At 41.8% G+C, this 25,216-nt stretch carries 24 protein-coding genes; 3 read left to right on the top strand and 21 right to left on the bottom strand.

Annotated elements, in window-relative coordinates:
• Nucleotides 1-10: 10 nt before the first annotated feature.
• The 5 genes from ES017_RS10690 to ES017_RS10670 form a co-directional block, all read right to left on the bottom strand.
• Nucleotides 11-445: a low molecular weight protein arginine phosphatase gene (locus ES017_RS10690; protein ID WP_042895161.1), complete on the bottom strand. Its 435-nt coding sequence runs from the start codon at nt 443-445 to the stop codon at nt 11-13.
• Between the two features lie 124 nt (nt 446-569).
• Nucleotides 570-1,115 (bottom strand): manganese efflux pump MntP, encoded by a 546-nt coding sequence (locus ES017_RS10685; protein ID WP_171335059.1) that lies wholly within the window; start codon nt 1,113-1,115, stop codon nt 570-572.
• Nucleotides 1,116-1,177: 62 nt separating this feature from the next.
• On the bottom strand, nt 1,178-2,221 hold the full coding sequence (locus ES017_RS10680; RefSeq protein WP_021095048.1) for an L-threonylcarbamoyladenylate synthase: 1,044 nt from the start codon (nt 2,219-2,221) through the stop codon (nt 1,178-1,180).
• Nucleotides 2,222-2,389: 168 nt separating this feature from the next.
• On the bottom strand, nt 2,390-3,013 hold the full coding sequence (spoIIR, locus tag ES017_RS10675) for a stage II sporulation protein R (RefSeq protein WP_021095047.1): 624 nt from the start codon (nt 3,011-3,013) through the stop codon (nt 2,390-2,392).
• 132 nt (nt 3,014-3,145) lie between these two features.
• Nucleotides 3,146-3,856, bottom strand: coding sequence for a metal-dependent hydrolase (locus tag ES017_RS10670; protein WP_152616126.1), 711 nt, complete (start codon nt 3,854-3,856; stop codon nt 3,146-3,148).
• Nucleotides 3,857-4,130: 274 nt separating this feature from the next.
• Between ES017_RS10670 and ES017_RS10665 the strand changes: the two genes are divergently transcribed.
• A complete protein-coding gene (locus tag ES017_RS10665) occupies nt 4,131-5,321 on the top strand; it encodes an ISL3 family transposase (RefSeq protein WP_171335058.1) in 1,191 nt (396 codons plus the stop codon).
• A 712-nt stretch (nt 5,322-6,033) separates the two neighbouring features.
• On the opposite strand, the gene prmC is transcribed toward ES017_RS10665, so the two are convergent.
• The 10 genes from prmC to ES017_RS10615 all read right to left on the bottom strand — a co-directional run bounded on the left by prmC (nt 6,034) and on the right by ES017_RS10615 (nt 17,879).
• On the bottom strand, nt 6,034-6,885 hold the full coding sequence (prmC, locus tag ES017_RS10660) for a peptide chain release factor N(5)-glutamine methyltransferase (RefSeq protein WP_042534980.1): 852 nt from the start codon (nt 6,883-6,885) through the stop codon (nt 6,034-6,036).
• Entirely contained in the window at nt 6,875-7,951 is a 1,077-nt protein-coding gene (gene prfA / locus ES017_RS10655; protein ID WP_171335057.1) for a peptide chain release factor 1, read from the bottom strand. The genes prmC and prfA overlap by 11 nt, the downstream gene beginning before the upstream one ends.
• A gap of 272 nt (nt 7,952-8,223) precedes the next feature.
• Complete coding sequence (locus ES017_RS10650; RefSeq protein WP_042534978.1) at nt 8,224-9,066, bottom strand: sugar phosphate isomerase/epimerase family protein; 843 nt, start codon at nt 9,064-9,066, stop codon at nt 8,224-8,226.
• The gene (locus tag ES017_RS10645) at nt 9,063-10,046 is read right to left on the bottom strand and encodes a DUF6005 family protein (protein WP_042534977.1); all 984 of its coding nucleotides are present in this window, start codon (nt 10,044-10,046) and stop codon (nt 9,063-9,065) included. The genes ES017_RS10650 and ES017_RS10645 overlap by 4 nt, the downstream gene beginning before the upstream one ends.
• Nucleotides 10,039-10,317, bottom strand: a complete 279-nt coding sequence (gene asbD, locus ES017_RS10640) for a petrobactin biosynthesis protein AsbD (RefSeq protein WP_042534975.1) — start codon at nt 10,315-10,317, stop codon at nt 10,039-10,041. The genes ES017_RS10645 and asbD overlap by 8 nt, the downstream gene beginning before the upstream one ends.
• On the bottom strand, nt 10,314-11,549 hold the full coding sequence (locus ES017_RS10635) for an AMP-binding protein (protein WP_171335056.1): 1,236 nt from the start codon (nt 11,547-11,549) through the stop codon (nt 10,314-10,316). Before ES017_RS10635 ends, asbD begins: the two co-directional genes overlap by 4 nt.
• A 20-nt stretch (nt 11,550-11,569) precedes the next feature.
• On the bottom strand, nt 11,570-13,297 hold the full coding sequence (locus tag ES017_RS10630) for an IucA/IucC family protein (protein ID WP_171335055.1): 1,728 nt from the start codon (nt 13,295-13,297) through the stop codon (nt 11,570-11,572).
• Nucleotides 13,269-15,089 (bottom strand): IucA/IucC family protein, encoded by a 1,821-nt coding sequence (locus tag ES017_RS10625; protein WP_042534969.1) that lies wholly within the window; start codon nt 15,087-15,089, stop codon nt 13,269-13,271. Before ES017_RS10625 ends, ES017_RS10630 begins: the two co-directional genes overlap by 29 nt.
• Before the next feature lie 113 nt (nt 15,090-15,202).
• Nucleotides 15,203-16,135, bottom strand: coding sequence for an ABC transporter substrate-binding protein (locus ES017_RS10620; protein ID WP_042534968.1), 933 nt, complete (start codon nt 16,133-16,135; stop codon nt 15,203-15,205).
• Nucleotides 16,136-16,268: 133 nt separating this feature from the next.
• Entirely contained in the window at nt 16,269-17,879 is a 1,611-nt protein-coding gene (locus ES017_RS10615; RefSeq protein ID WP_253263389.1) for a helix-turn-helix domain-containing protein, read from the bottom strand.
• A 29-nt stretch (nt 17,880-17,908) separates the two neighbouring features.
• Here ES017_RS10615 and ES017_RS10610 point away from each other — a divergent pair, with 29 nt between their 5' ends.
• Both ES017_RS10610 and ES017_RS10605 read left to right on the top strand, forming a co-directional pair.
• Nucleotides 17,909-18,931, top strand: a complete 1,023-nt coding sequence (locus ES017_RS10610) for a FecCD family ABC transporter permease (protein ID WP_042534966.1) — start codon at nt 17,909-17,911, stop codon at nt 18,929-18,931.
• Entirely contained in the window at nt 18,931-19,953 is a 1,023-nt protein-coding gene (locus ES017_RS10605; RefSeq protein ID WP_042534965.1) for a FecCD family ABC transporter permease, read from the top strand. The genes ES017_RS10610 and ES017_RS10605 overlap by 1 nt, the downstream gene beginning before the upstream one ends.
• A gap of 42 nt (nt 19,954-19,995) precedes the next feature.
• On the opposite strand, the gene ES017_RS10600 is transcribed toward ES017_RS10605, so the two are convergent.
• From ES017_RS10600 to ES017_RS10575, 6 genes are all read right to left on the bottom strand, one after another.
• Nucleotides 19,996-20,316, bottom strand: coding sequence for an antibiotic biosynthesis monooxygenase family protein (locus tag ES017_RS10600; RefSeq protein ID WP_042534963.1), 321 nt, complete (start codon nt 20,314-20,316; stop codon nt 19,996-19,998).
• A gap of 110 nt (nt 20,317-20,426) precedes the next feature.
• Nucleotides 20,427-21,044, bottom strand: a complete 618-nt coding sequence (locus ES017_RS10595) for a thymidine kinase (RefSeq protein ID WP_042534961.1) — start codon at nt 21,042-21,044, stop codon at nt 20,427-20,429.
• A gap of 84 nt (nt 21,045-21,128) precedes the next feature.
• Nucleotides 21,129-21,329: a 50S ribosomal protein L31 gene (rpmE, locus tag ES017_RS10590; RefSeq protein ID WP_003397039.1), complete on the bottom strand. Its 201-nt coding sequence runs from the start codon at nt 21,327-21,329 to the stop codon at nt 21,129-21,131.
• A 110-nt stretch (nt 21,330-21,439) separates the two neighbouring features.
• On the bottom strand, nt 21,440-22,726 hold the full coding sequence (gene rho / locus ES017_RS10585; RefSeq protein WP_021094332.1) for a transcription termination factor Rho: 1,287 nt from the start codon (nt 22,724-22,726) through the stop codon (nt 21,440-21,442).
• Nucleotides 22,727-22,895: 169 nt separating this feature from the next.
• Nucleotides 22,896-23,858, bottom strand: coding sequence for a class II fructose-bisphosphatase (gene glpX / locus ES017_RS10580; RefSeq protein WP_009360978.1), 963 nt, complete (start codon nt 23,856-23,858; stop codon nt 22,896-22,898).
• Between the two features lie 26 nt (nt 23,859-23,884).
• On the bottom strand, nt 23,885-25,171 hold the full coding sequence (locus ES017_RS10575) for a UDP-N-acetylglucosamine 1-carboxyvinyltransferase (protein WP_009360979.1): 1,287 nt from the start codon (nt 25,169-25,171) through the stop codon (nt 23,885-23,887).
• Nucleotides 25,172-25,216 lie beyond the last annotated feature (45 nt).

Raw genomic sequence — 25,216 nt, 5'->3', positions numbered from 1 at the left:
CCCCCTTGCTTTATAGCTTTTCATGTAGCTTTTCGATTGCTTGTTCGAGCTCATCGCGCGTTTGACGATACACGTCGATAGAGCCACCAAATGGATCAACGACATCTTTATCGTCCCCAAGAAATTCATGTAACGTAAACGTTTTCCCTTCTGCCTCTGGGAAGCGCGCTAACACATGTTGTTTATGACTTTCGGTCATCGTCAACACGTACGTCGCCCAATCAATATGTTCTTTCGATAATAACGTTGCACGATGGTCGATATCGATTCCTTTTTCAGCGAGCGCAGCTTTCGCATGTTGTGAAGCGTCACTTCCATCAAACGCAAAAATGCCGGCTGATCTCACTTGCACATGCGGCAACTGTTTATGCTTTAGCAACGCTTCTGCCATCGGACTGCGGCACGTATTTCCTGTGCATACAAACAAAACGTTCGTTTGATTCACTGATTCACACCTCGCATCATTTCCCACATGTTTACTATTATTATAAAGCAAACGGTTGGACAAAATATAGAGCAAAAAATATTTTACTCATACAAAAAGAAAAAAGAACTGGAAACGCCCCAGCTCATAGCGGAAATAAAAGTTTGCATGCAAACAAAAGCAAAATGGCGCCACCTAGCGCCTCGCTATATGTACCTAAACAACGTTGAAAGCGCCGCCCAAGAAGCAAACCGATCCATGTTAATACCATGCTCGTGACCCCAAACGACATGACCGCTAATACGATCTGTACTCCGTAAATCCCTAAACTGAGTCCGACAGAAAAACTGTCGAGGCTGACGCTAAATGCAAATAAAAATAAACCGATGCCAACAGGCCTCAGCCAACGTTCTTGTTCATGACGAAACGAAGCGATGACCATTTGCACACCAAGAATAAACAACAATCCCCCACCGATATACATCGCCATATGACCGAGTTGGACAGATAATAGCTGCCCAATCATCATGCCTGCTAAAGGCATGACGATATGAAAAAAACCGACCGTTAACCCAATATAGGCGATTTGTTTCAAACGAAGCCGAAGCAACCCCATGCCGAGGCTGACTGAAAATGCATCCATCCCTAACGCAAATGCCATCATCGCTAATGTGATCATTTCCCCAATCATACGAATGCCCCCTTAGGACGTGCCTTCACGTTAACATATGCACATCCTAAGGCGTTTAGACGTCATTTTTCCATAACTTGTTCATGACCTGCTGCTTTTAATAAACGGTTCATAATGGCTACACCCATTCCTTCATTCGGGAAAGACTCGCTATAAATGATATCGACATTCGTTTCATCAAACGCTCGCAGCACATCATATAAATGTTGAGCAACCGTTCGCAAATCGTTCCGTCGTCCACAAGGAATGACAACGTCAGCTTCATATGTGTGACGACGTTCTTCCGTCGTCAACACTCCTACTCTTAAGCCGTTGGCGCGCTTTTCATTCACAAGTTGTTGCAAAAATGTCGAAGAACCGTTCACGACAATTAACGGCGCTTTCGGAGCATAATGTGTATATTTCATTCCCGGAGATTTCGGCACCGCCCCTTTTTCCACAAGCGCACGATCGATATCCACAACACCGATCACTTGTTCAATGTCCTCTTTTGTTACGCCACCCGGTCGTAAAATCGTCGGAATCGCTGTCGTGCAGTCAATAACCGTCGATTCAACCCCGACTCCTGTTGCCCCTCCATCGACAATAGCCGCAATGCGCCCATCTAAATCATCAAGCACATGTTTGGCTGTCGTCGGACTCGGTCTTCCGGAACGATTCGCACTTGGCGCAGCAATAGGCAGACCGCTTGCCTGAATGAGCGCAAGGGCAATCGGATGATTCGGCATGCGAACGGCTACCGTGTTCAACCCTGCAGTCACACGTGGAGAAACGGCTTCTTTTTTTGGAAGAATAAGCGTTAGTGGACCAGGCCAAAAATGCTCCATCAATGTGTGTGCGACAGGAGGAATGTCGCAGGCAATATCGTGCAGTTGCTCCTTTGTCGCAATGTGGACAATCAGTGGATTATCGCTCGGTCTTCCTTTCGCAACAAAAATGTTTTCCACAGCAGTTGTGGACATCGCGTTCGCCCCAAGACCATATACCGTTTCTGTCGGAAAGGCGACAAGTTCCCCTCGCTGTAAATACGAAGCAGCTTGCAAAATGTGTGGATAAGTATTTAAATCATCCACATTTTTATCCACAAAAAACACATGTGTCTTCAACGTTTTCACCTCAATAAATATTCAAATCGCTTGTTTTTTTATCAACATTCCACACGCATTTTACAACTTTTTTCTTCAATGAGTATAAAAGATTCGCCCAAAATACACAACAATTGTCCACAAATTGTGAATAAGTCGCTTGTTTTTGTTGATAAATTTGTGGATATGTTATTGAATAAGCTTTTTCCATACTTCCGCAACGAAAAATTTCACTTCGATTTGCTGTTCGTCTTCCACAACAAGCGGTTGTTCATCGATTCGTTCTTGTTGCTCTATTTGTTTTTCCACAGGACGAACGGCTTCACCTGTGGAAAAATCGAGAAAACAGAGCGGAGGAAACAAGACGCACCACCAATTTGCTCCTTCCCCTTTGCCAAGCGTAATTAATACAGCATCATACTCACCTGCTGGATATATATATGATCCGTATATTTTCGTCGGAAATGACACGCGTCCAAACGTCACGTTGTACGTCTGATCACTCTTCTTCTCACGAAGAACGCGAGCGACCGTTTGTTCAATGTCTGGCACATGTTGGGCAATGACTTGTTTCGCTTCTTCAAATGATGTTAAGTCGCTAACCCATGTTGTTATTTGTTCATTTACTGCGTCACGAACCGCGCGTTTTAACGCTTGATCCTCTGGTGAATCGCTATTTGCTAAAATGCGCAACCGTACCGCTTCGTTTGGGATCACGACATCGCTTTGCGCCTCTGTTTGTTGCCCATATATCGTGACAATGCCCCCAATCATCACGATCGTCATATATAAAATGATAACGTATTTGTTCATCGTTTACCTCCCCTTTCTTGTTATGCAGTGTAACCAGAAAGAGAAGTTGATAAACTATGAATTTCTATTCTTATTAAACAAAAAATGAGATAGAAGAAAAGGAAGGATCTAACAAAGTTACTTACTCCCTAGTCAAAATTCTGTTTTACTTTCAATAATGATATCTGTTTTGTATATAGGGGATCTACCAACCACAATTGATCTATTTGTTCTTACTTGAAATTCCCAATTAAAATCATGGTCAGGATATGTAATCAATAGAACAATATCTTGATCTTTAAACTCTTTTCTTAAATTGTATTCCAGGTACTCTTTAGAAACTATTAATATACCTAGGTACAAAGCAATTATTGAAAATGACGTTATGACAAAAATAATTTTTTTCTTATAAAAGAACAGAAGAATAAATGAAGTCATAAGAATCGCAATAAAAATTAAATCTATTTTATTAATCAAAGTATAATCAATAGAATCTCTGACAAAGGGATAAAATAATTCTGCTCCATTATCAATGAAGTCAAGCAAAAGATGTCCGAATAAGATAATTAAAGAAAAAATGAGCCAAAGTGTCTTGAATTTATTTTCATTATTTAGCCGAGAATAGATAAACGAAAAAATAAAAGCTAGTATTGGAACCATCAACAAAGAGTGACCTGAAAGTATTCCTATTATTTTCAATATATCAGGGGAAATGACCACTAAACTATTAAATAATAAGATGATTATTTTTTTCCTGAAAGTATAATTATCTTTCAATAAAGTCAAAGCTGTTATTATACTACTTACAAATATATGTGGCAAAGTTGCTAGAACAACATTGAATCCTATTGCCAAATATTCCACCTCGAATCACTCCTGTATTTCGTTCTTTATGACTTTTTGAAATTTCATTAATGAATCCTCTGGCGAGATATTTCCCCTGATACTATCGTACATTAATGTTATACCTGAGAACACTATTTTATTTCCATAATTAGTATGTGAGAATTTAATTTTATCTGGATAAAAAATATGGTTCATCACCAAATTTTGTGATTTATTGACAAAAAAGAGAAAGCACTGACGAGATCCTGGCAATAATGTTAGCGGTGAAATAAACATCAAGGAGGTCTCGTAAGTGCTTTCTATACCGCTAGGATTGCCAGAATTTAAAGTGATTAAACAAGAACTTCTTTCCTATGGTTATGCGATTCATGTAGAGAAAACAGAGACACAGGAACGTTGCCCTCATTGTGGGGTTGCCACTTCCTGTGTCCACGACAGACGGACAAGAAAAGTACGAGATTTGGCGATTTTCCATCAACCCGTGTACTTGTTCGTGAAGGTAAAGCGCTATCGGTGCTGGAATTGTTCCCAAGTGTTTTCCGCCTCTTTGGAATCGATTCAACCCAATCAACACTACACCAATCGATTTTGTGAGCACTTGTATGAACTTTGTGAAGGCTCTACCATTCAAGAGGTTAGCCGAAAGCACCACATCCCATATACGACATTGGAACGCATCTACTACTCCATCGCATCGAAAAAAGCAAAAGAGCGCCAAACCGCAACGGAGTCCTCTTGTCAAGAAGGGATGGTGCTTAGCTTAGATGAAATCGCAGTAAAAAAAGGACATCAGTATGAAACCGTATTGATGGATGCCAAAGCCGGATCGGTCATGGGAATGCATGCCGATCGCCAATGTGACTCCGCCATCCAATTGTTGAGCCAGAATGTCCTGTCGAAAGAAAGGGTCCAAACGGTGATTCTTGACATGTGGGAACCTTATCATAAGGCCGTTCGTGCCCTGTTTCCATCTGCTTCGATTGTCATCGATAAGTACCATGTGGTTCAAAAAGTGACACAAGCCTTGGATCAAGCAAGAAAGGAATTTTCTCCATTGAAAAAGGCTCGATATCTCCTCTTAAAAGGCTGTGAAAAGCTTCGTAAGGACCAACGGCTTCGATTAGACAATATCCTGGAGGAGTATCCGTTACTTTCCATTGCTTATTATCTGAAAGAGTTGTTTCGGGATTTTTATCGAACCGATGGATATAACGAAGCAAAGGAACGCTTGGAAGAATGGATTCAGTTAGCCAAACAGAGCCCTTTTGCTTCTTTTCAGGAAGTAGCCAACACGCTTGAAAGGTGGAAGGAGCCGATTCTTTCCTACTTTTTGTGCCCATATACAAATGCCCGAATCGAGGGAACGAATCACAAGATCAAAAACATCAAACGTCGGGCATATGGCTATCGAAATCTAGAACGGTTTCGGTTGCGTGTATTTCTGAAGTGTACAGGGAACACTATAGGTAGTCAGGGTGCTTAAGCGCTCCCTTCTTCCGCTATCGGTATGATAGTTGGTAGAATGGAACCCGTCAAGGAAAGCACTTGACTGTTTCCATTCTACCAACTTCATGGTCTGTATGCGGAAGAAGGATCTTGACTGATGAACCCATTTCATCCAGCTAACATGTTTCTGGGATTGAGTAGGAATCACAGAAAATGGTGAAGACCCATTTTTTTTATAAACTGTCGGCATTTATGTACACGCCTTGTATATCGTGTTTCGCTAGATATTCCAAAATCAAGATCAAAGAGTACATCTTTCTTTGATACATCTCATGAAGAAATGTTCACACAATCATTTTGCATTAGAATAAGCATCGTCTCTATACTCACAAAACACAAGACAGTGTTTGGATCCCCCATTGTGTCTTCTGTTAGCAGGCGAAACAATAGACCCCTTTCTTTCCGCTACGCAGGGTTCTGTATATAAGTGGAAATACCTATTTACGTTGACACGCTGTCATTGGAGTGAATAGTTATTACGATCCAATATTGATCATCCTACCTACTTTGAAAAGCACGTTGTGCAACATCCAGGTAAGATATTTCTCAGTATTAGATATGCTGTATGAACCCGAAATTAAGACGTGAATTTAATAAAAATAACAAAAAAAAACGATAAAAGAAACTATGGTAAATCAAAAATTTTTGATACTCTCGCATACTTTATAGAAATTAAAAAGCTTCCGATGTTACTCGGAAGCGAGATCGGCGATGACGATGCGCTCTTTGCCGTTTATATCAAACAGGACGTCAATGCGCGCCGAAGGAAATGTTTGTTGCAACATCGTTTGCACCGCTTGCCCTTGTCCGTGACCGATTTCAAACGCAATAAGCGCCTGTGGGGTAACGACATACGGAAGTTCATTCGCTAAACGACGATAAAATAACAACCCATCTTCGCCACCGACGAGCGCTCGAAGCGGCTCTTTTTGTACGATAGGCGATAGCGTCGGAATGTCGTGTGCTGGAATGTATGGCGGATTAGAAACGACAACATCCACTCGTATGCCACGGTCGATGATCGGTTGCAGTAAATCCCCTTCTAACCAATGAACGCGAGCGCCAAGCTGCTCGGCATTTCGCTTCGCCACTTCAAGCGATGAAGCAGAAATGTCCACACCGTACACATGCCACGTTGGTCGCTCTAACGACAACGTCACTGCAATCGCTCCGCTTCCTGTTCCGACATCAACGACGGAAAGCGGCTTTTCGGTTGTTCGGGCAAGCACATGAGAAACAAGCTCTTCTGTTTCTGGGCGCGGAATTAATACTTGTTCATTGACGATAAACGTCCGTCCGTAAAACTGTTCGTATCCGATTAAATATTGAATCGGGATATTTTGTAGCGCATGTTTTTTTACATCCGCCATAAATGTTTGTTTGCACGTTTCATCGATCGGCTCGCGCAAATTGGCGAATAGTTGCGCACGCGTCATGTGTAAATGATGACGCAATAACCATTCCGCTGCCGTTTCTTCCTTCCCATGCTCTCGGAAAAAAGAAGAAGCCCATTGGAGGACTTCATATATTTTACTGCTCATTGTTCGCTTGCTCCAACTTTTTCGATTGATCGTCTAAAATGAGCGCATCGATAATTTCATCTAATTTTCCTTCTAACACTTGATCAAGTTTTTGAATCGTCAATCCGATCCGATGATCGGTGACGCGATTTTGCGGAAAGTTGTACGTGCGAATCCGCTCGGAACGATCGCCTGTTCCGACCGCTTGTTTGCGCGTTTGGTCGTATTCTGCACGCGCTTCTTGTTGATATTTATCGTAAATGCGCGCACGCAATACTTTCATCGCTTTTTCTTTATTTTTAATTTGCGATTTTTCGTCTTGGCAAGACACGACAATGCCTGTTGGAATGTGGGTTAAACGAACGGCTGACATCGTCGTATTGACGCTTTGCCCGCCCGGACCGCTCGATGCAAACGTATCGACACGAATATCTTTTTCGTTAATTTCAATTTCGATTTCTTCCATTTCTGGCAAGCAAGCGACTGTCGCCGTTGACGTATGAATGCGTCCGCCTGATTCCGTCTCTGGTACACGCTGAACACGATGGGCACCGTTTTCAAATTTTAATTTCGAATATGCCCCTTTTCCTTGAATCATGAAAATAATTTCTTTATAGCCGCCAAGTCCTGTCGGATGTGCTTCAATCACTTCTGTTTTCCATCCTTGCGACTCGGCATAGCGCGTATACATGCGATATAAATCGCCTGCAAAAAGCGCCGCTTCCTCTCCACCTGCCGCTCCGCGAATTTCCATAATGACGTTTTTATCGTCATTCGGATCTTTTGGAAGCAACAATACTTTTAACTTTTCAACAAGCTGTTCTTCACGTTCTTCTAGTTCGCTAACTTCTTCTTTCACCATGTCGCGCATATCCGGATCAAGCTTTTCTTCAAGCATCGCTTTCGCATCCGCCAACTGCTCACGCACCGATTTATATTCGCGATACGTTTGTACCGTCTCCGCTAAATCGGACTGTTCTTTTGAATAATCACGTAGTTTTTTCGGGTCATTTAATACTTCTGGATCCATTAATAGTTCATTTAATTTTTCATAACGGGCTTCTACCGCTTCAAGACGGTCAAACACACTATTCACCCCTATTCTTGTTCCATACACAGTCTAATTAATAATTATACTACATTTTTATCAAAAGAGAAAGTCCTCTTGAAACTAAACGGTTTTTATATAAAAAGGGCATTCCATTGCTTTTGGAACACCCCTTTAAACGACTATCAGATGTCTATGTACTTACCTATAACTTTGGAGAGAAACACGTCCCAAATTAAAACATGGATAAAATGGGATCATATACGAAAGAAATATATGTCATCCATTCTTATGAGTTCATGCTTAATCACCTAAGTATAAATAGCCTCATCTTTTAATTGTTCAAGTTGATTGTATATTTGCTGTCTGTCGGATTCGAGCACCTTTTTAACGTCAGAGCCAAACCACTCAAGAGATACATCAATATCTTTGGTGAATGTAATCAACTCAGACAAAATATCCTTATAATTGATGACCCCTTCAAAAAGAGGAGCCATTCCTTTTCTTGTACCTGTTGGCGCGTATACGTTGGCGGGTTCAAAAACGAACAATCGGTCTTTTGATGTCACATTTTTTAGATGAAAATGAGCGATAAACGGACGAATCTGCCGAATGGCTTCGATTGGATCCGCACCCGATTCCCATACATGCAAAACATCGAAGTTGATTTTGAATGCGGGATGGTTGACTTCCTCGATTAGTCGGATCGTTGACGGAACGTTGTCTGCTAATGTGTGTGGATGTGTTTCAACGAGCAACTCAATTCCGCGTTCGTGAACATATTGAGAGAGCATGCGGATTCTTTCTACAATTTCCCTGCGCTCTTGTTCACCCGTATGTATACTTCCTTTTTGCCCTGCAAAAATACGAAGTTTTTTTGTATCAAATCGTTGACAAAGCCTCGTTAAGACACGAATCGTTTCTTCAAGTTCATAACGAGCCGCTTGCAGCGGAATGTAGCTGCTAATCATGGTCGTCTTTAACCCGAAAGAGTGAAAAAAATCAAAATCAAAAAAAGGGTCTTCAGCTAAGTACTTCGCATGAGTTCCCCACATTTCTATACCTTGAAAGCGCTTCTCTTTCCCCCACTTTACCAAATCAAAAATCGAGCATAGATGGTGGCGAAAAGATATTGTGCAAAAAGATACATTCATGAACCCAGTCTCCCTTCACCGAAACACGAAACTCTATCGTGCCATGCTTGAAAATATTCAAGAAGCCCTCGCTTAATTTTCAATTCTCGTTCATCTTGTTCGTCTATTTTTTGGAAAATAATATCTAATAACTTTAAGTCTTTCGTCATAGCCAGTTTCATCGCTCTATATTGAATCGTTGTGTATCCTTTTACAAGCAACTCGATTTCATCGCACCACGCTTCAAACTCTTCTGTGCTTCTCGCAAGTTGCTCGGAAAAGTACGCAAAAGCGTGTTCATAGGCATATTTTCGTATCGCTAATACCGGCAACTGTTTTAAGGCAACCGTCAGTTGAGATAGACACTCTTTTTCACTTCCTATCGCATAAGCTTCGACAATTTTTCTGACCGCAGCTGTCATCGGGTTTTCATGAAGCTTCAGACATGTATTGAAATATGCTTGAATCGTTTCGTTTGACGGGGGAATGATGCCTTTTGCATCAAAATAATATCCTCCTCCGACAGACGGTTCTCTCACAGCAGCCAAAATACGTTCTTTAGGTAATATTCCTTCCCAGCGAAAATCTGGGTCATACATCCACCATTCCTTTTCATCCTCAGTCGCCTCTAGCATGACATAATGAGGAAACGGACAATGATGAAACTTATTTACCCTTTCCGGTAATAGCGATAAATCAAGCATCACCATAACATAGCGGTGTGGCGACTTATGTTCGAGAAGCCGCAACAACGTTCCTATATTCTCCTCTTTCGAACCACTCTCATCGTACCATTTATGAATTTTAATTCCATACAACATTTCGTACCATTGTGTAAAAAAAGCATGATCAATATTATTAGAATGATAAGTTAAAACATAATTTTCTAACACGTCAAAATCGGCATCCCATACCCCAAAATAATAAGGGCGATGGTCGACTCCTTCCGTTTTTTTTATAACTTCACAGACACAACTTACAAAACAATGCACCTTAATCATGCGCTTCCTCCATTTCCTTTTCGTTTTGCAACCGTTCTAAAAAACCAACAAGGCTAGCTACTGTATGAAAATCGTTTGGTCTTAAAACATCATCCGGGATATCGATTCCTAAATCTAATTCCAAATGAAGAATCAATTGCAGCACCATGACAGAATCTAAATAAAGATCCTCATTTAATCGGGCTGATTCGCCAAAAAGTGATAACGTGGCTATGTTCATTTTTTCCTTTAGTATGTTATAAATCGCTCGTATCGCTTCATCTCTTCTCATACGTGCACCTCGCTTAACATCTTTCTGTTCACTTTTCCGTTTGCGAGCTTTGGAATATCGATCACTTCCTTCCATTCAACTGGAATTTGATAGGGAGCCAATCTTGCTTGGCACCATTTTCTTAATTCCATCTCACTAACGGGGCTATAGGATGTAAATAGCGCACACACACGCTCCCCCGCATATAAATCTGCTTTTTTATAAACGATCGCTTCCTTCACCCTAGGTTCTTCCATTAGAACATCCTCAACCTCTTGCGGATAAACATTCAAGCCAGCGACATTAATGACATCATCGATTCTAGAAACGAAATGTAACGTACCATCCTCCGCAAAATATCCGAGATCGTTTGTATGAATGGTTTTATTCTCTGTTTCTACTATAATCTCGCTCGGTCTATCGATTTCCCCGGCACGCACCCGAACATGGGATAAAGGAATCCCCATTTGCTGGGGATGTGTCACACTCAACTGGATTGCTACACATCCGGCTTCAGAACAACCATACTGTTGAAAAACTTGGTCGCTCACTGCTCTCAAAGATGCAAGCCAGCTCGATGGCATAAGCGCTCCAGATGTCATGACCATGTGAAGCCTTTCTCCTTTTGTAAGGAGAGAAACAAGCGAATAAAGCAAAGACGGTGAAGCATATAATAAATGGTTTGGGTACTCCCTTAACTTCCGCAAAATATATTTCGGATTCATGCTTGCGATAATGATCGGCTCAATTCCTCTTTTCAATGATGTCATCACACCGCTTATCAGCCCATAAGAATGGGTGACGGGGCAAGCAATAATCGGAGTCGTTTCACGACCGACGGGTAAGCGCTTGACGTATTCATCCACTTCCTTTTCCACTTCAAGCCACGTGCGCTCAATGCATTTCGGCGCGCCCGTACTTCCAGAACTGAACTGAACAAGCCTTCCCTCCTCTTCTAATTTCGCTTCACTTAAATGGACAATGGATGAAACGGATTGATCAATCAAGAGATGGCTAGATGCCTTTTTTGCAATACGAATAGCAGCTTGTCTTGGAGATGACGCATGAATCGGGACAACGGAACCGCCTTTGCCTTTTATATAAAAGAACAAAGCAAGCCACTCCAAAACGTTTGTTGTGCATACGGCAATTCGCAACCGCCCGCCGTTTTTTAAAGCAGCTATGTTTTCAAAAGACGTGTAGTATGATTTTAAATCTTCTTCTGTATAATAACGATCGTTTATGTAAAGCATGTCGTTCGACCCCTTTTTGCTTATTGTGATTCTATGGCAAGCGCATTGGTAACGATATGACGATGATGGCCTTTTTGGATTTTATTTCGCAAAAGCGATTCCACGAAAATTTTCGGTTGAGATGGATGGAGCATAGCATGCCGCTCTTTTAAATGAGAAAAACGACCGATATGCTTTTCTATGATTTCGCGAACAAGCGACCAAAATTTATGTTCGCAAAACAAACCGTGCTCCTCCAATGCGTAAGACACCTCGCTTAAATGGAACACAAACAATGTATCCATCACAAGTTCTCTTAGCGCCTCAATCGACGACATCCAATAATACTCATCATCGCACCCATTTTGAAACCGCGGATGAATCTCTCGAAAATTCGGAACTAAATCCGTCCTCACCACGTAATCGTGAACATATTCCACACTTTCATGAAAATCACGAAGGGCGATGCGCATCGGCCATCCGTCTTCATGAAATAAAATCATGTTTTGAGCGTGCGCTTCGATGCCAATTCCATGAGCGACCAATAAATGCCATACAGGAAGAACCGCAACCTCTAAAAACCGTTTGATCCATCTTTCCGTTCCGTATTCCTTCAACCATTCATCCACGAATAAGCGGCCGTCTTGTTCCGTCATCATAAGTGCTGTAAACGGTACGGCTTTCTCGTCGCTTTCTAAATAAAGGTGCACGCTTTCCCGCCAAATCGCTCCGATTTGTCCGTTGAGTTCTGGATGATCGTTTCGTTCAAACGCAACGCTTGCGTATTCTTTCAAAAGAACGAGGCGACACTCTTTTTGTAAAAAAGTGTCAGAAAAAACAATCGACTGAAGCCAATCGGAAAGAAGAGGTGCCGCACATACGGTATGAGGCGCCAGCGTTCGAAGCGAAGAAGTATTAATCATGTTCATCGGCAGTTTCATGTAAGCTTTTTTTAAGTTGTCAACATTCCATAACGTTCGAACGGATTGCGTAGCGCTGTAGTCATCCCCACATTGCCCTAATAGGAGGAGCTCATTTCTTTCGATCAATGGTTGAATCCCAATCATCTGCAATTCCTTCCACTGCCACGGATGAATTGGAACGAATGTATACTCTTTCAAATTTCCGCCTAGAGATAAGAGGGTTTGCGATAAATGATGATAGAGGCTGCTCCCTAATTCTTCCTCCCAAAAAAGCGATTCGTCTTGCGGGAAACATAGTTGCACATCTTTTCTTCTTGCCGCCGCCCAATAAAGCTTAAATGGACGTTTTCCTTCTGGTCCGAAAGCTTGATGATCAGACAAGGAAAATCCGGATCGCGCTTTATAGCAAGGATGGTACAGATGTCCTTCCGTAATGGACGACTCTAACTGTTCGTATGATAAATGCCTCCTTGATTTTGGAATATCAACATGTTTTTCCGTCCAATCACTCAATTGTATCGTCTGTTCGAGTTCGTACATCAACTGATTTTTCACACTCGAATCGGCCGTCAACTCTTCGACGATGTCCTCAATCGTTGTCGGTCGGATGGAACGATCCTCTCCCACCATGTAAATGTCATCATGCAGCCGAATGCGATCAAACGACATTCTTTTTCCAATACATTGAAACATTCGATTCCGATCGCCCAATTGATAAACAAATTCATTATCATCAGAAAGAGGTTTTTCATTATACGGGATGAGCTGTTCAAATAAAATAGCTTCCATCAATTGCCTTCTTACCCGAAGCGTCGACTTAGTGAGAGCTCGCTGGGATTGGCTCATACTGTTCCTCCTTTTTCCATGCGCTGGCGGCCAATGGATTTTCTATCTCCGTATAAACCGCTTGTTCGAACTGTGACATCAACTCATCAACGCCATGAAAACACGTCAATAAATTCGCTTTACACGGAATGTTTCGCTCATACAACAAATACTGCACAAACCTTTTCCCAGCCCCTGTTAGTTTCGGTTCTAGCCGTCGAAGTTGATGAATGACCCATTCAACGAGCGCTTCCTCCCGAACGAGCCCATCAGCACCGAAACGATGAATAACGGAAAAGAGCTGATTGAAACATAAATAATACGCAAAACGCTCTTGAATGATACATTCATCATAAAAAAGTTCCGGCGTCTCGACTAGAGACGGTTCGATGGAGAGCAGATCCTCTTTGTGCAACGCCGATAAATAATATCCTTGATTGTCTCGAAAATAATATGCGGTCGGATAGCCTGACGAAATATCAAGGACACTGTTTTGTTGATGGGCCTCAAGCGCGATCCCATATTCATCATAGAGACGAATAAGAGGTATGATCGCACAAGAGAAATATTGCTGAAACCAGCGAGTGCTCACCTCTTCAATCGTAGTGCATTCTTTATTTGCCAGTTCGCATATAAGTCGCTTCAACCTCGATTCAAATGGTGGCAGCGGGTCTTGGACAAAAGCCGCAATGGAGGTAATTCCTTTATCTTTTCCAGCTTTAAAACAATTAGAACGAATAATGACTTCAAATCCAGACTCTTTTCCATCACCAAAATCAACGGTTATATACGCTGGGTCTTGAATGATTCGAAATGAAGGATATTTTTGAAAAAAACTGATTTTCTTAACTAATCTTGCCATCACGACCCCAGCCTTTAGCTCATGAAGACGATTGGCTCGCAACGAATTCGTCACTTTAACAGGTATAGAGAATTTGTACATCCAATCGTCTTCCGGATGATAGACCGTTCGTATAGAAGAGGTCGGCGCGTATGAGCGTCCTAGCAATCCGATACTTTCTAATACCCCTTCTTCGATCTTTTTTTGAACGTTTGCTTGTTCCAACAGCCATTGCGCCTGTAGTGGATGCAAAGGTATAATTACTTCGTCATCTTCGGTCGGAATAATCAATTGTTGCTTAACTAATGATTCTTTGATTAGCTCACTTGCCCGCTGGGCGGCAACAGATTCTTCTTTAACCCAGTTTCGCTTCACCTTAAAATAATGTAACTTAAATACCCCTCTCAATTCTGGCGAAAATTGCTCTTGATGCCACGTAGGCATACCTTGCCGACTTTTAGGGGTCGGATGAAACCAATGTCCAAATAGGAGCGACTGCTCGGTTTCGATGAAACGATTTTGAGCAGAATATAAAAATTCCCCGTCATTTCTCCTTTTTTCAATATATAGGCTCATCGTTTGGTAGCTGTCAATTAGCCGAAAAAGTAGTTCATCATAGCTGGAAGATAATGAATTTCCTTTTTGAGAGTTGAGCTCCTGAATGAACATCAATATAACAGAAAGCGCATGTTCTACTTTCCATTCTTTCGTCTGAAACACATATTTCAATACGTGTCCAAATATATGTCTGCCGACAAAAGACTTGTACTTCACTTCAATAGCGAGCCGAACGTTTTGATTTGACAATGTCAATTCAAGCACATGCATAATGTCTGGCATCATGTTCACCTTGTTTTTCTTTCCCCACTCTTTCACATCAAACCATGTTCCCGCATCGACTTCGCGCAGGTAACTATTCAAAAACGCTTGAAGCGTCGCTTGCTCAGCAACTTGTTTAGATGATTTGTTCATGAAATATTTCAATCCCTCCAGATGAAACGATAGTGATTCTCAATTAACACAAAAATTTTTTGGTAAATAAAGAAGGCAAGATCGTTCATATAACGAACGACCTTGACTAGAGATTATTCACCTAGCAACATTTTCTCAATCTCTTTTAATCCTTTTTTCCGCTCAATTGGATCCCAAAATCCCCATGTAGTAGTGAGTGTGTAAACGTGATTATTTTTAACAGCTTTCAAACTGTTCCAAACTTCTCCTTTTGTCACAGTATCATAAAACTCTCCGCTGTTAAAATATGTAATATCAATAATGTGATCTGGATTGTATTTTACTAGCCCTTCAATAGAAACGTTTTCACCAAAGTCTTCCGGCAAACCTTCCGCAGGGGTTAATCCTAAATCATCAAATAACAATGCGTTTACAGCATGATTTTTCGTTCCGAAGACACGAATATCTTTTTTACCAATTGCTACCGCCATAAATGTTTCGTTTCCAACTTTCTCCTTAATGCGTTTACCGATTTCTTTCGCCTCTTTTTCTAAATCCTCAATTACTTTTTTTCCTTCTTCCAATTTTCCAACTGCTTCTGTAATTTTTAGATGATCTTCTTTCCAGTCTCCCCCTACTTCGATGACAACGGTTGGAATGGTGTCTGCTAATTGATCGTATAAAGGCTTGTAGCGATCACTAATAATTAATAAATCTGGATCTAAATCTATAATTTGTTCAGGACTGAATTCATCTGCATACGGCAAGGCCTTAACCCCTTCAAGTTCGTCCTTTAAGTGTGGCGGAAATTCGTTGTCATACGCCATAACTGCATACGGTTTTACACCTACAGAAACGAGCGAACCTTCCCATGACACATGCGATAAAACAACTACTTTTTTCGGGTTTAACGGCACTTCTGTTTTTCCCATCAAATGCTCCACAGTACGAGTTTTCTTTGTTTCCTCCTTCGGCTCACCGCTTGCTTGTTCCTTGGCTTCACATCCGACTAGAACAAGTAACAAAGCGATCACCAGCATACTAAATGAAGTTAATAAACGCTTCATAACCATCCTCCTAAAAATAAATGAAAATGAAATTCATTTTTAATATTAAACTGTGGCAACTAACGTTGAACATGGATATATTCGCTTTTTCGCATGGACAAAATAAACTATTTGATGGTTTTATTGTTATATTTTACTTTATATATTTTTTGAAAAAGTTTACCATATGATTAATCATATGCTTTCTCCCTAACGGTCCCCAAGGATCCCATTCTATACTGTTAGGATAGTAAACATTTCGATTTTTTATTGCGTCGATCTTTTTCCACTCTTTGTTGTTTACTAGTTTTTGTACATCTTTCTCATGACTCCAAAGAATTAATATTCGATCAGGATTCATGTAAGCAAGATCTTCGACTTGAATGACCCTATAACTTTTATCCGGCAAACAATCATCTGGTTCAAAACCGAGTTTTTGAAAAAACAAATCTGAAAAGGCGTGACCTGTTTTGCCATATAAGCGCACTTCGTTTGCACGAACCCAAATGACAGACCACTTTCCAACGCTAGACAATGGACGAAGTATCTCTTTCGCTCTACTCTCTAATTGTTGAATATCTTCAATGATTGACTCTATTTTTTGTTCTTCTTCTACGATATAAGCAATTTTCTGCAAATAAGCATCCCAAGTCGACTGAAAAGGGATATGATGCACATGTGTTTGCTGTGTCCATAATGCGGACTGTTCTGCATCTTGACGAAGTGGTGTTTTAATGATCATATCAGGTTGTGTTCTCAACACTTCTTCCCGATTAAAATATTTTTCAGCGTTTAATAATAACGTTCCTTCGAGACCGCGACATAAGTAGGACGGGAGTCCGTGGGAAAATTCTGTCGGATATGCAGGAGCCGCAACTGGTTGTATTCCTAACGATAATAAATGATCTTGTAGTAAAAGTTGGCTAATGATCGCTATCCTTTTCTGAGCACGTTTCATAAAAATTGTCGGAGCGACTCCTTCTCTTTTTTTAAATAGTCGGCTGAAATAAAACTCGTCCTGCACACCAATTCGAAGTGCAATTTCTTTCAATGCTATCCCCTTTTCCTGAATCATTAGTTTCTTAGCTAATTTCATCCGTTCTTGATGAATAAATTCCTTCGGAGACACTCCAGTTTTTTGACGGAAAACGCGCGCAAAAGAAGAGGATGTCATCCCTATGCGATTAGCTAGATCCGATACACATATCGTCTCGTGCAAATGCTGTCGAATATATTGACTAGCTTGTTCAATTCCATCCATTTTCATATAGTCTGTTATCATTGAAAGCATCTTCCAGATTAAAGATTGAAATCGACATTGCTCAGACAAAACGCTACTTTTTTGGATTCTCAGTAACTCCTTCCAAATTGGAACCATTTTTATAGGTGACTGCCTTGCAAACACAACATCTCGAAACGGAACGAGCCATTTTGATTGTTGGTGACAATCTAAAATGTATACATCCATGCTTTCAGAAGAAGAAGTTAACAAACAAGGAGATTCCACAATGACGCTCATCCCCTCAACAAGCAGCATCTGTTTCTCCCCCTGTGTTAATTGCCCTTGTCCGGATGATACGTATAAAAGATGACTTCCTTCTTGAAACTCTTTCTTTTCCCCTTCTTTTATTTCCGTGTATGAAACTTTTATACAATCATGAAATAAAACGTAGGTCACTAATAGAACCTTCCTTTCTTGAAAATGATTGACAAAGAACAAAAAATGATAGTAGACTAATAAAGAATTTATATAAATGATAATCATTTTCAACAAAAGTTTTTGAGGTGGCAAAAATGGTCATTCCAAAAAATATTCTTAAAAAAGGATTTAATCATCCGATAACTTGGTGTATAACAGGAAGTTTTCTTGTTTTTTTATCTTTTCTGTTGTCTGTTGGACTAGGAGCGGTAGCGATTCCCCTCCATGTTCTGATAGACGCAATCGTGTCTTTTCAGCCTGATAACATAAAGCATCAGCTAGTTTGGGAAGTTCGTCTGCCTCGTGCCTTTGCCGCTTTGTTTATTGGGGCAGCGTTAGCTGTAGCTGGTGCCATTATGCAAGGAGTAACTAGAAATCCATTAGCTGATCCGTCCATTATTGGCGTTACACAAGGAGCAGGACTCGCCATCGCTCTTTGCTTTGCCATTTTATCATCCGGTTCTTATTGGATGCTTTTAGGATGGTCATTTGTCGGTTCAGCAATTGCCTCGATATTAATTCTTGTATTTTCAAATATTTCTAAAGAAAAATTTTCACCTGTGACAATCGCATTAGCAGGGGTTGCTTTAAGTACGCTATTTAGCGCCTTATCAACAGGCATTGCTCTCTATTTTCAAGTTGCTCAAGATGTTAGCTTTTGGTTTTCAGGTGGTTTATCTGGAACTAAGTGGGATCATGTATATATTTTAATTCCTATCGTTCTCATTGGTCTTACCTTGTCCTTATGGATCAGTCGTCCATTAACACTTCTCTCACTCGGAGAGGAAACTTCTATAAGTTTAGGACAATCAAATCATAAGACGAGAGTGATCGGTTTAATCGCTGTCATCCTCCTATCAAGTGTTGCTGTCTCGATCGCAGGAACAATCGGTTTTATCGGCTTAATTATTCCGCATATTGTACGACTGTTCGTCGGTCATGAATATAAATGGATTTTGCCTAGTAGCGCCATAGCAGGAGCGCTGCTTTTATTAACTGCAGATGTTTTAGCTCGAATGATCAATGCCCCTTTTGAAACACCGGTAAGCGCCATTACTGCCATACTTGGGGTGCCTATTTTACTTCATCTCGCCCGTCGCAAAAGGAGGAGCATATAATGGATTGGTGGCTTACGTTCTCTCGTGCAATGAAATGGTTTTTGATTTTCGTATTTCTAATTATTTTCATTTTTATCATTAGTTTGTCTACTGGAATGATTGCGATCAGTTTTCATGATATTCTCAATACATTGATTGGAAACGGAACGGCGAAACAAGAGCTTGTTTTGTTCCAACTTCGTCTTCCAAGAATGATAATGGCTCTTCTCATCGGTGCAGGACTCGCTTTGTCTGGTGCCATATTACAAGGGCTATCAAGAAATTCCCTTGCAGATCCGGGAATCTTAGGTATCAATGCTGGAGCTGGATTGACCGTTGTATTATGCATTTATTTTTTACATGGAAAATATTTCACTTCACCTTTTTTTCTTCCTATGTTTGCTTTTGTAGGTGCCCTTACTATTGCTATAATCATTTATATATTGTCATGGCAAAAAGGTATTGAACCTAATCGCCTTTTGCTCGTTGGCATTGGAATTAACGCCTTGTGCGGAGCGCTATTAATCATTTTTCAAATGAAAATGGATCCGCGAGACTTCCAGAAAGCAACTATTTGGCTAACAGGAAGTATTTGGGGAGCTCAATGGAAATATGTTTGGGCGCTTGTTCCATGGATTGTCATTTTACTCCCCATCTCATTTTGGCAGGCAAAAGCAATGAACATATTTCAATTGGGCGAATCCGTTTCAATCGCACTTGGTGTTCATGTCGAACGCCAGAGAAGATTTTTGCTTTGTATATCCGCCGCTCTAGCTGGTGCTTGCGTAGCAGTCGGAGGGGGCATTTCTTTCGTTGGATTATTAGCCCCACATCTGGCCCGACGTTTAATTGGTCCGAATTATTACAGTTTACTACCTCTATCAGCTCTTATCGGGGCGACACTTTTACTCGTAGCCGATATGATTGGGAAAAACATACTAGCACCAGCAGATATTCCGATTGGTGTAGTCACTTCTATTATTGGCTCTCCTTATTTAATTTACATGTTGCTTACAAGAAAAAACAGCGGGCTACAAAATTAAAGCGGGTAATATCCCGCTTTTTGCACGTCTAAAAACACTACTTCACTGAGCACAACTTTTTGTCGTGAGGACGTGATATACATCTTGTTTTCCTTCAATGATGTAGGAAGGGGAGGGCTTCCCACGTTCAGCTTTATGACCAGCTAGATGCGCTTCGCTCGTTTCCCACGCTTTCCAATCTTCCTCGGATTCCCAGCGAATCATAATAAGAAACTCTTCATCCCCTCTTCTCTTTTTTTTCTTAAGAACACTTAAATCGATAAAGCCCGATTGTTGTTCTATTAAACCTTTGCCTGCAAATCGCTCGACAATCTTCTCACCATGTCCTTCTGCTACAATAATCGTCTTCATTTGAACAAACATTTCCTATTCCTCCTCTGTTTTGAATATATGTTATTATAAATGAAAATAATATTCATTTTCAACAAATAACTTTTTCTAGTTCATACAAATAAAAAGAGCCCTCGTTTTTTTCATGAGAGCTCTTTCATTTGTAATTGTTGTATTTTCGCCGGATGATCAGGCACTTCATGATGATGGCGGCATCGTGGTTCGTACGATTCGCTTGCTCCGATTAAAATGACGGGATCGTGGTAAGATGCTGGACGCCCATTAATGAGCCGCTGTGTGCGCGATGCAGGGGAACCGCAAACGGTGCAAACCGCCTGTAGCTTTGTCACCGATTCAGCAATCGCCATCAGCGTTGGAACAGGGCCGAACGGTTCGCCGCGAAAATCTTGATCTAAACCTGCTACGATGACGCGATATCCTTCATCGGCGAGCCGTTGAACAACATCAACGACATGTTCGTCAAAAAATTGCACTTCATCAATCGCGACAACGTCTGTATGCGTTGTCAAGTGCTTTCGAATGTCTGATGCACATGACACAGGAATAGCAATAACAGATGTTCCATTATGAGAAACGACTGCTTCTTCGCTATATCGATTATCGATCGCTGGCTTAAACACTTTCACTTCTTGTTTCGCAAACTGCGCGCGTCGTACGCGGCGGATCAGTTCTTCCGATTTTCCGGAAAACATGCTTCCGCAAATGACTTCTAGCCAGCCGGATTGCTTCATAACATACATCAGGGCGACCCCTTTCTTTCAAACTTTCACGAAAAAAACAGGCAAGTGAAAAAAGTTCGCTTGCCTGTTTTCATGACATACGGATTACTTAAGGCCGTATTTTTTGTTAAATTTATCAACACGTCCTGCAGCAGAAGCGAATTTTTGACGTCCTGTGTAGAATGGGTGGCACGCTGAGCAAATTTCTACGCGCACTTCGTCTTTCACAGAACCGCTCTCAAACTCGTTTCCACACGCGCATTTAACCATCACTTTTTTATAGTTTGGATGGATTCCTGCTTTCATCTTATTTCATCTCCTTCCGCCCTGAATCTTTTCGAAACAGAGTTTATATGCAATGAAAAACACACATGATAAAATTATAACAATCGTATCACTGTTTTGCAACTATCCATTTATAACCGTTTTAAATTTCCGGCTGTTTTCCACTCTTCATCTAACATCGCAAAAAATTCTTCGTTCGTTTTCGTTTGCTTTAATCGATGAATAAATCGCTCAATAAAGTCTGGGGTATCTGACATCGTTTTACGAATGGCCCACAATTTTTCTAAATGTTCTTTTGGAATTAATAACTCTTCTTTTCGCGTGCCAGAACGACGAATGTCGATAGCAGGGAAAATTCGTTTTTCCGCTAATGAACGATCGAGATGAAGCTCCATATTTCCTGTTCCTTTAAATTCTTCATAAATGACATCGTCCATGCGCGAACCTGTATCGACAAGAGCGGTAGCTAAAATCGTTAAGCTGCCCCCTTCTTCGATGTTTCGCGCCGCTCCAAAAAACCGTTTCGGACGGTGGAATGCGGCCGGGTCAATTCCTCCCGATAACGTACGTCCGCTTGGCGGAATGACTAAGTTGTATGCGCGCGCTAAACGTGTAATACTATCCATTAAAATGACGACATCACGCTTATGTTCAACGAGACGCATCGCACGTTCGAGCACAAGCTCTGCCACTTTAATATGGTTTTCCGGCACTTCATCAAACGTCGAGCTGACGACATCTGCCGATACAGAACGTTCAATATCCGTCACTTCTTCTGGGCGCTCATCAATAAGCAAAACGATAAGTTCAACATCTGGATGGTTCGTTGTAATGCTGTTGGCAATTTCTTTTAACAACATCGTTTTTCCCGCTTTCGGAGGCGCAACAATTAAACCGCGCTGACCGAATCCGATCGGAGCAATCAAATCAATGAGGCGAGTAGATAGCTTGTCCGGTGTTGTTTCTAGTTTCATTTGTCGGTTCGGATAAAGCGGTGTCAGCACCGGGAAGTGAACGCGTTCTTTCGCAATTTCTGGGTCTTCACCGTTTACTGCCTCGACGTGCAGTAAGCCGAAATACCGTTCATTTTCTTTTGGCGGGCGCACTTTTCCTGATACTTTATCACCGTTGCGCAAATCAAAGCGGCGAATTTGCGATGCGGAAATATAAATATCTTCCGAACTAGGGGAATAGTTAATTGGACGTAAAAAACCGAATCCTTCTGATTGAATAATTTCAAGCACGCCTTCCATGAAAAAGAGGCCGTCTTGTTCAGCGCGCGCTTTTAAAATGGCAAAAATCAATTCTTTCTTTGTCAGTTTACTGTAATACGAAACTTTGTATTGGCGAGCTAATTCATATAGCTCTTTAATCGTCATATTTTCTAGCGTTGCAATCGTTAAATCTCCTAACTCCATACTTACACCACTCTTTTATTTAATTTTCATGAATTGCTCTTTTGGATGGAAACAGCGAAGATGAAAAGATGATTACGAGAAGAAACGTAACATGATTATTTTACCCTTTTTTTATGTTGTCAATCAATAGAAAAAGAGCGAGAGCGCGAAAAGTTCGCGCATCTCGCGATTATTTGATGACGAGGTTCGGCTTTTTCCTTAAGCTATGGCGACCTTCAATGAAACGAACGGTACCTGATTTCGCGCGCATGACAACGGAATGCGTCTCGCCGTATGTCCCTTTAAATTGCACACCGCGCAACAATTCTCCGTCCGTTACACCCGTTGCGGCAAAAATGGCGTCGTCCCCTTTTACGAGATCTTCCATACGCAATACACGGTTTACATCTAACCCCATTTTTTTGCATCGCTCGAGTTCCGCATCGTTTTGCGGCAATAGCTTCCCTTGTATTTCCCCGCCGAGACATTTGAGCGCCACAGCGGCTAACACCCCTTCTGGAGCGCCTCCTGACCCAAATAAAATGTCTACCCCTGTATGGTCAAACGCTGTATTAATCGCTGCGGCAACATCGCCGTCATTAATGAGCTTAATGCGCGCTCCTGCTTCACGCAACTCCGCAATGATGCGCTCATGGCGCGGACGATTTAAAATGATCGCCACAACGTCTTCAATATCTTTATTTTTCGCTTTGGCAACAGCTTTTAAATTATCGATAATTGGAGCGTTAATGTCGATCATGCCGACCGCTTCTGGCCCAACCGCAATTTTGTCCATGTACATATCTGGCGCATGAAGCAAATTGCCGTGATCCGCCACAGCGACGACCGCTAACGCGTTCCATCCACCAGAAGCGACAATGTTCGTTCCTTCAAGCGGATCAACCGCCACATCAACGCGCGGACCGTACCCGTTGCCGAGCTTTTCCCCAATATATAGCATCGGTGCTTCGTCCATTTCCCCTTCACCGATGACGACCGTTCCTTTCATCGGAATCGTATCAAATACGTCGCGCATCGCAGACGTGGCCGCTTCGTCTGCTTCGTCTTTTTTCCCGCGCCCCATCCAGCGGGCTGCAGCTAATGCAGCCGCTTCTGTGACGCGGACAAGCTCCATTGATAAACTTCTTTCCATCGTTTCTCCCTCTCCCCTTTGGTGCATTATGTGTTCTTCAGTTGCTCGATTTCTTGTTCTGTCATTTGTTCGCGCCAAACGGTAGCGCCAAGGTTGACAAGTTTGTCAACTAAGTTGCTGTAGCCGCGATCAATATGTTCTAATCCTGTAATTTCTGTAACCCCTTCGGCCATTAATCCAGCGACGACAAGCGCGGCACCTGCACGCAAATCGGTTGCACGCACTTTCGCCCCTTGTAGTCGTGATGGACCCGTAATAATGGCTGAACGTCCTTCGACTTTCACATTGGCGTTCATGCGCCGCAATTCATCAATATGTTTAAATCGGGCGCTATAAATCGTATCTGTCACAATGCTCGTCCCAGACGCTTTCGTTAATAGTGAAGTGAATGGCTGTTGTAAATCGGTCGGAAAGCCGGGGTAAACGAGCGTTTTAATATCGACGGCACGAAGATGGTCTTTCGTCGCAATAAAAATTTGGTCATCACTCGTTTCAACAACGACACCCATTTCTCGCATTTTTGCAATGACTGCTTCTAAATGCTGCGGAATGACGTTGTCAATAATCATTTCTTTCCCCATGGCTGCACCGATAATCATATACGTTCCCGCTTCAATGCGATCCGGAATAATGGAATGGCGGCAACCGTGCAACTGTTCTACACCGTCAATGCGAATGACATCCGTTCCTGCCCCTTTAATACGCGCGCCCATGTTCGTCAACAACGTCGCAACGTCAATAATTTCCGGCTCTTTTGCCGCGTTTTCAATAATTGTTCTCCCTTTTGCTAGGACGGCAGCTAACATAATGTTGATCGTCGCCCCAACGCTGACAACGTCCAAATAAATGCGCGCTCCACGAAGCTCTTCCGCCCGTAAATAAATCGCTCCTTGCTCGTTAGTCACTTTCGCTCCAAGCGCCTCAAACCCTTTAATATGCTGATCGATCGGCCGCGGCCCTAAATGGCAGCCGCCCGGAAGACCGATGACCGCTTTTTTAAAACGTCCGAGCATCGCGCCCATCAAGTAATATGACGCGCGCAATTTTTTCACTTTTCCGTTCGGCAAAGGCATGGAAACGATATGCGACGGGTCAATGACGACTTCGTTTTCGTCAAAATGAAATGTACCGCCAATTTCTTCAATTAATTGTCCTAACACATGAACGTCTGAAATGTTCGGCAACCCTTCAATGACTACAGGTGAGTTTGCTAAAATAGCGGCTGGAATGAGCGCGACGGCGCTATTTTTCGCTCCACTAATGCGCACGGAGCCTTGAAGGAGGTCACCGCCAACAATTTTTAACTTTTCCATATGTGTCTCCCTTCTCGCAAAGCAAGTCCTAGAACGCGACGGAAA

The organism is Anoxybacillus sp. EFIL (assembly GCF_013096955.1).
In the GTDB taxonomy this organism is placed as follows: domain Bacteria; phylum Bacillota; class Bacilli; order Bacillales; family Anoxybacillaceae; genus Anoxybacillus; species Anoxybacillus ayderensis.
Note: the sequence above shows the minus strand (reverse complement) of the source record. Positions and strands in the feature narration are given on the sequence as shown.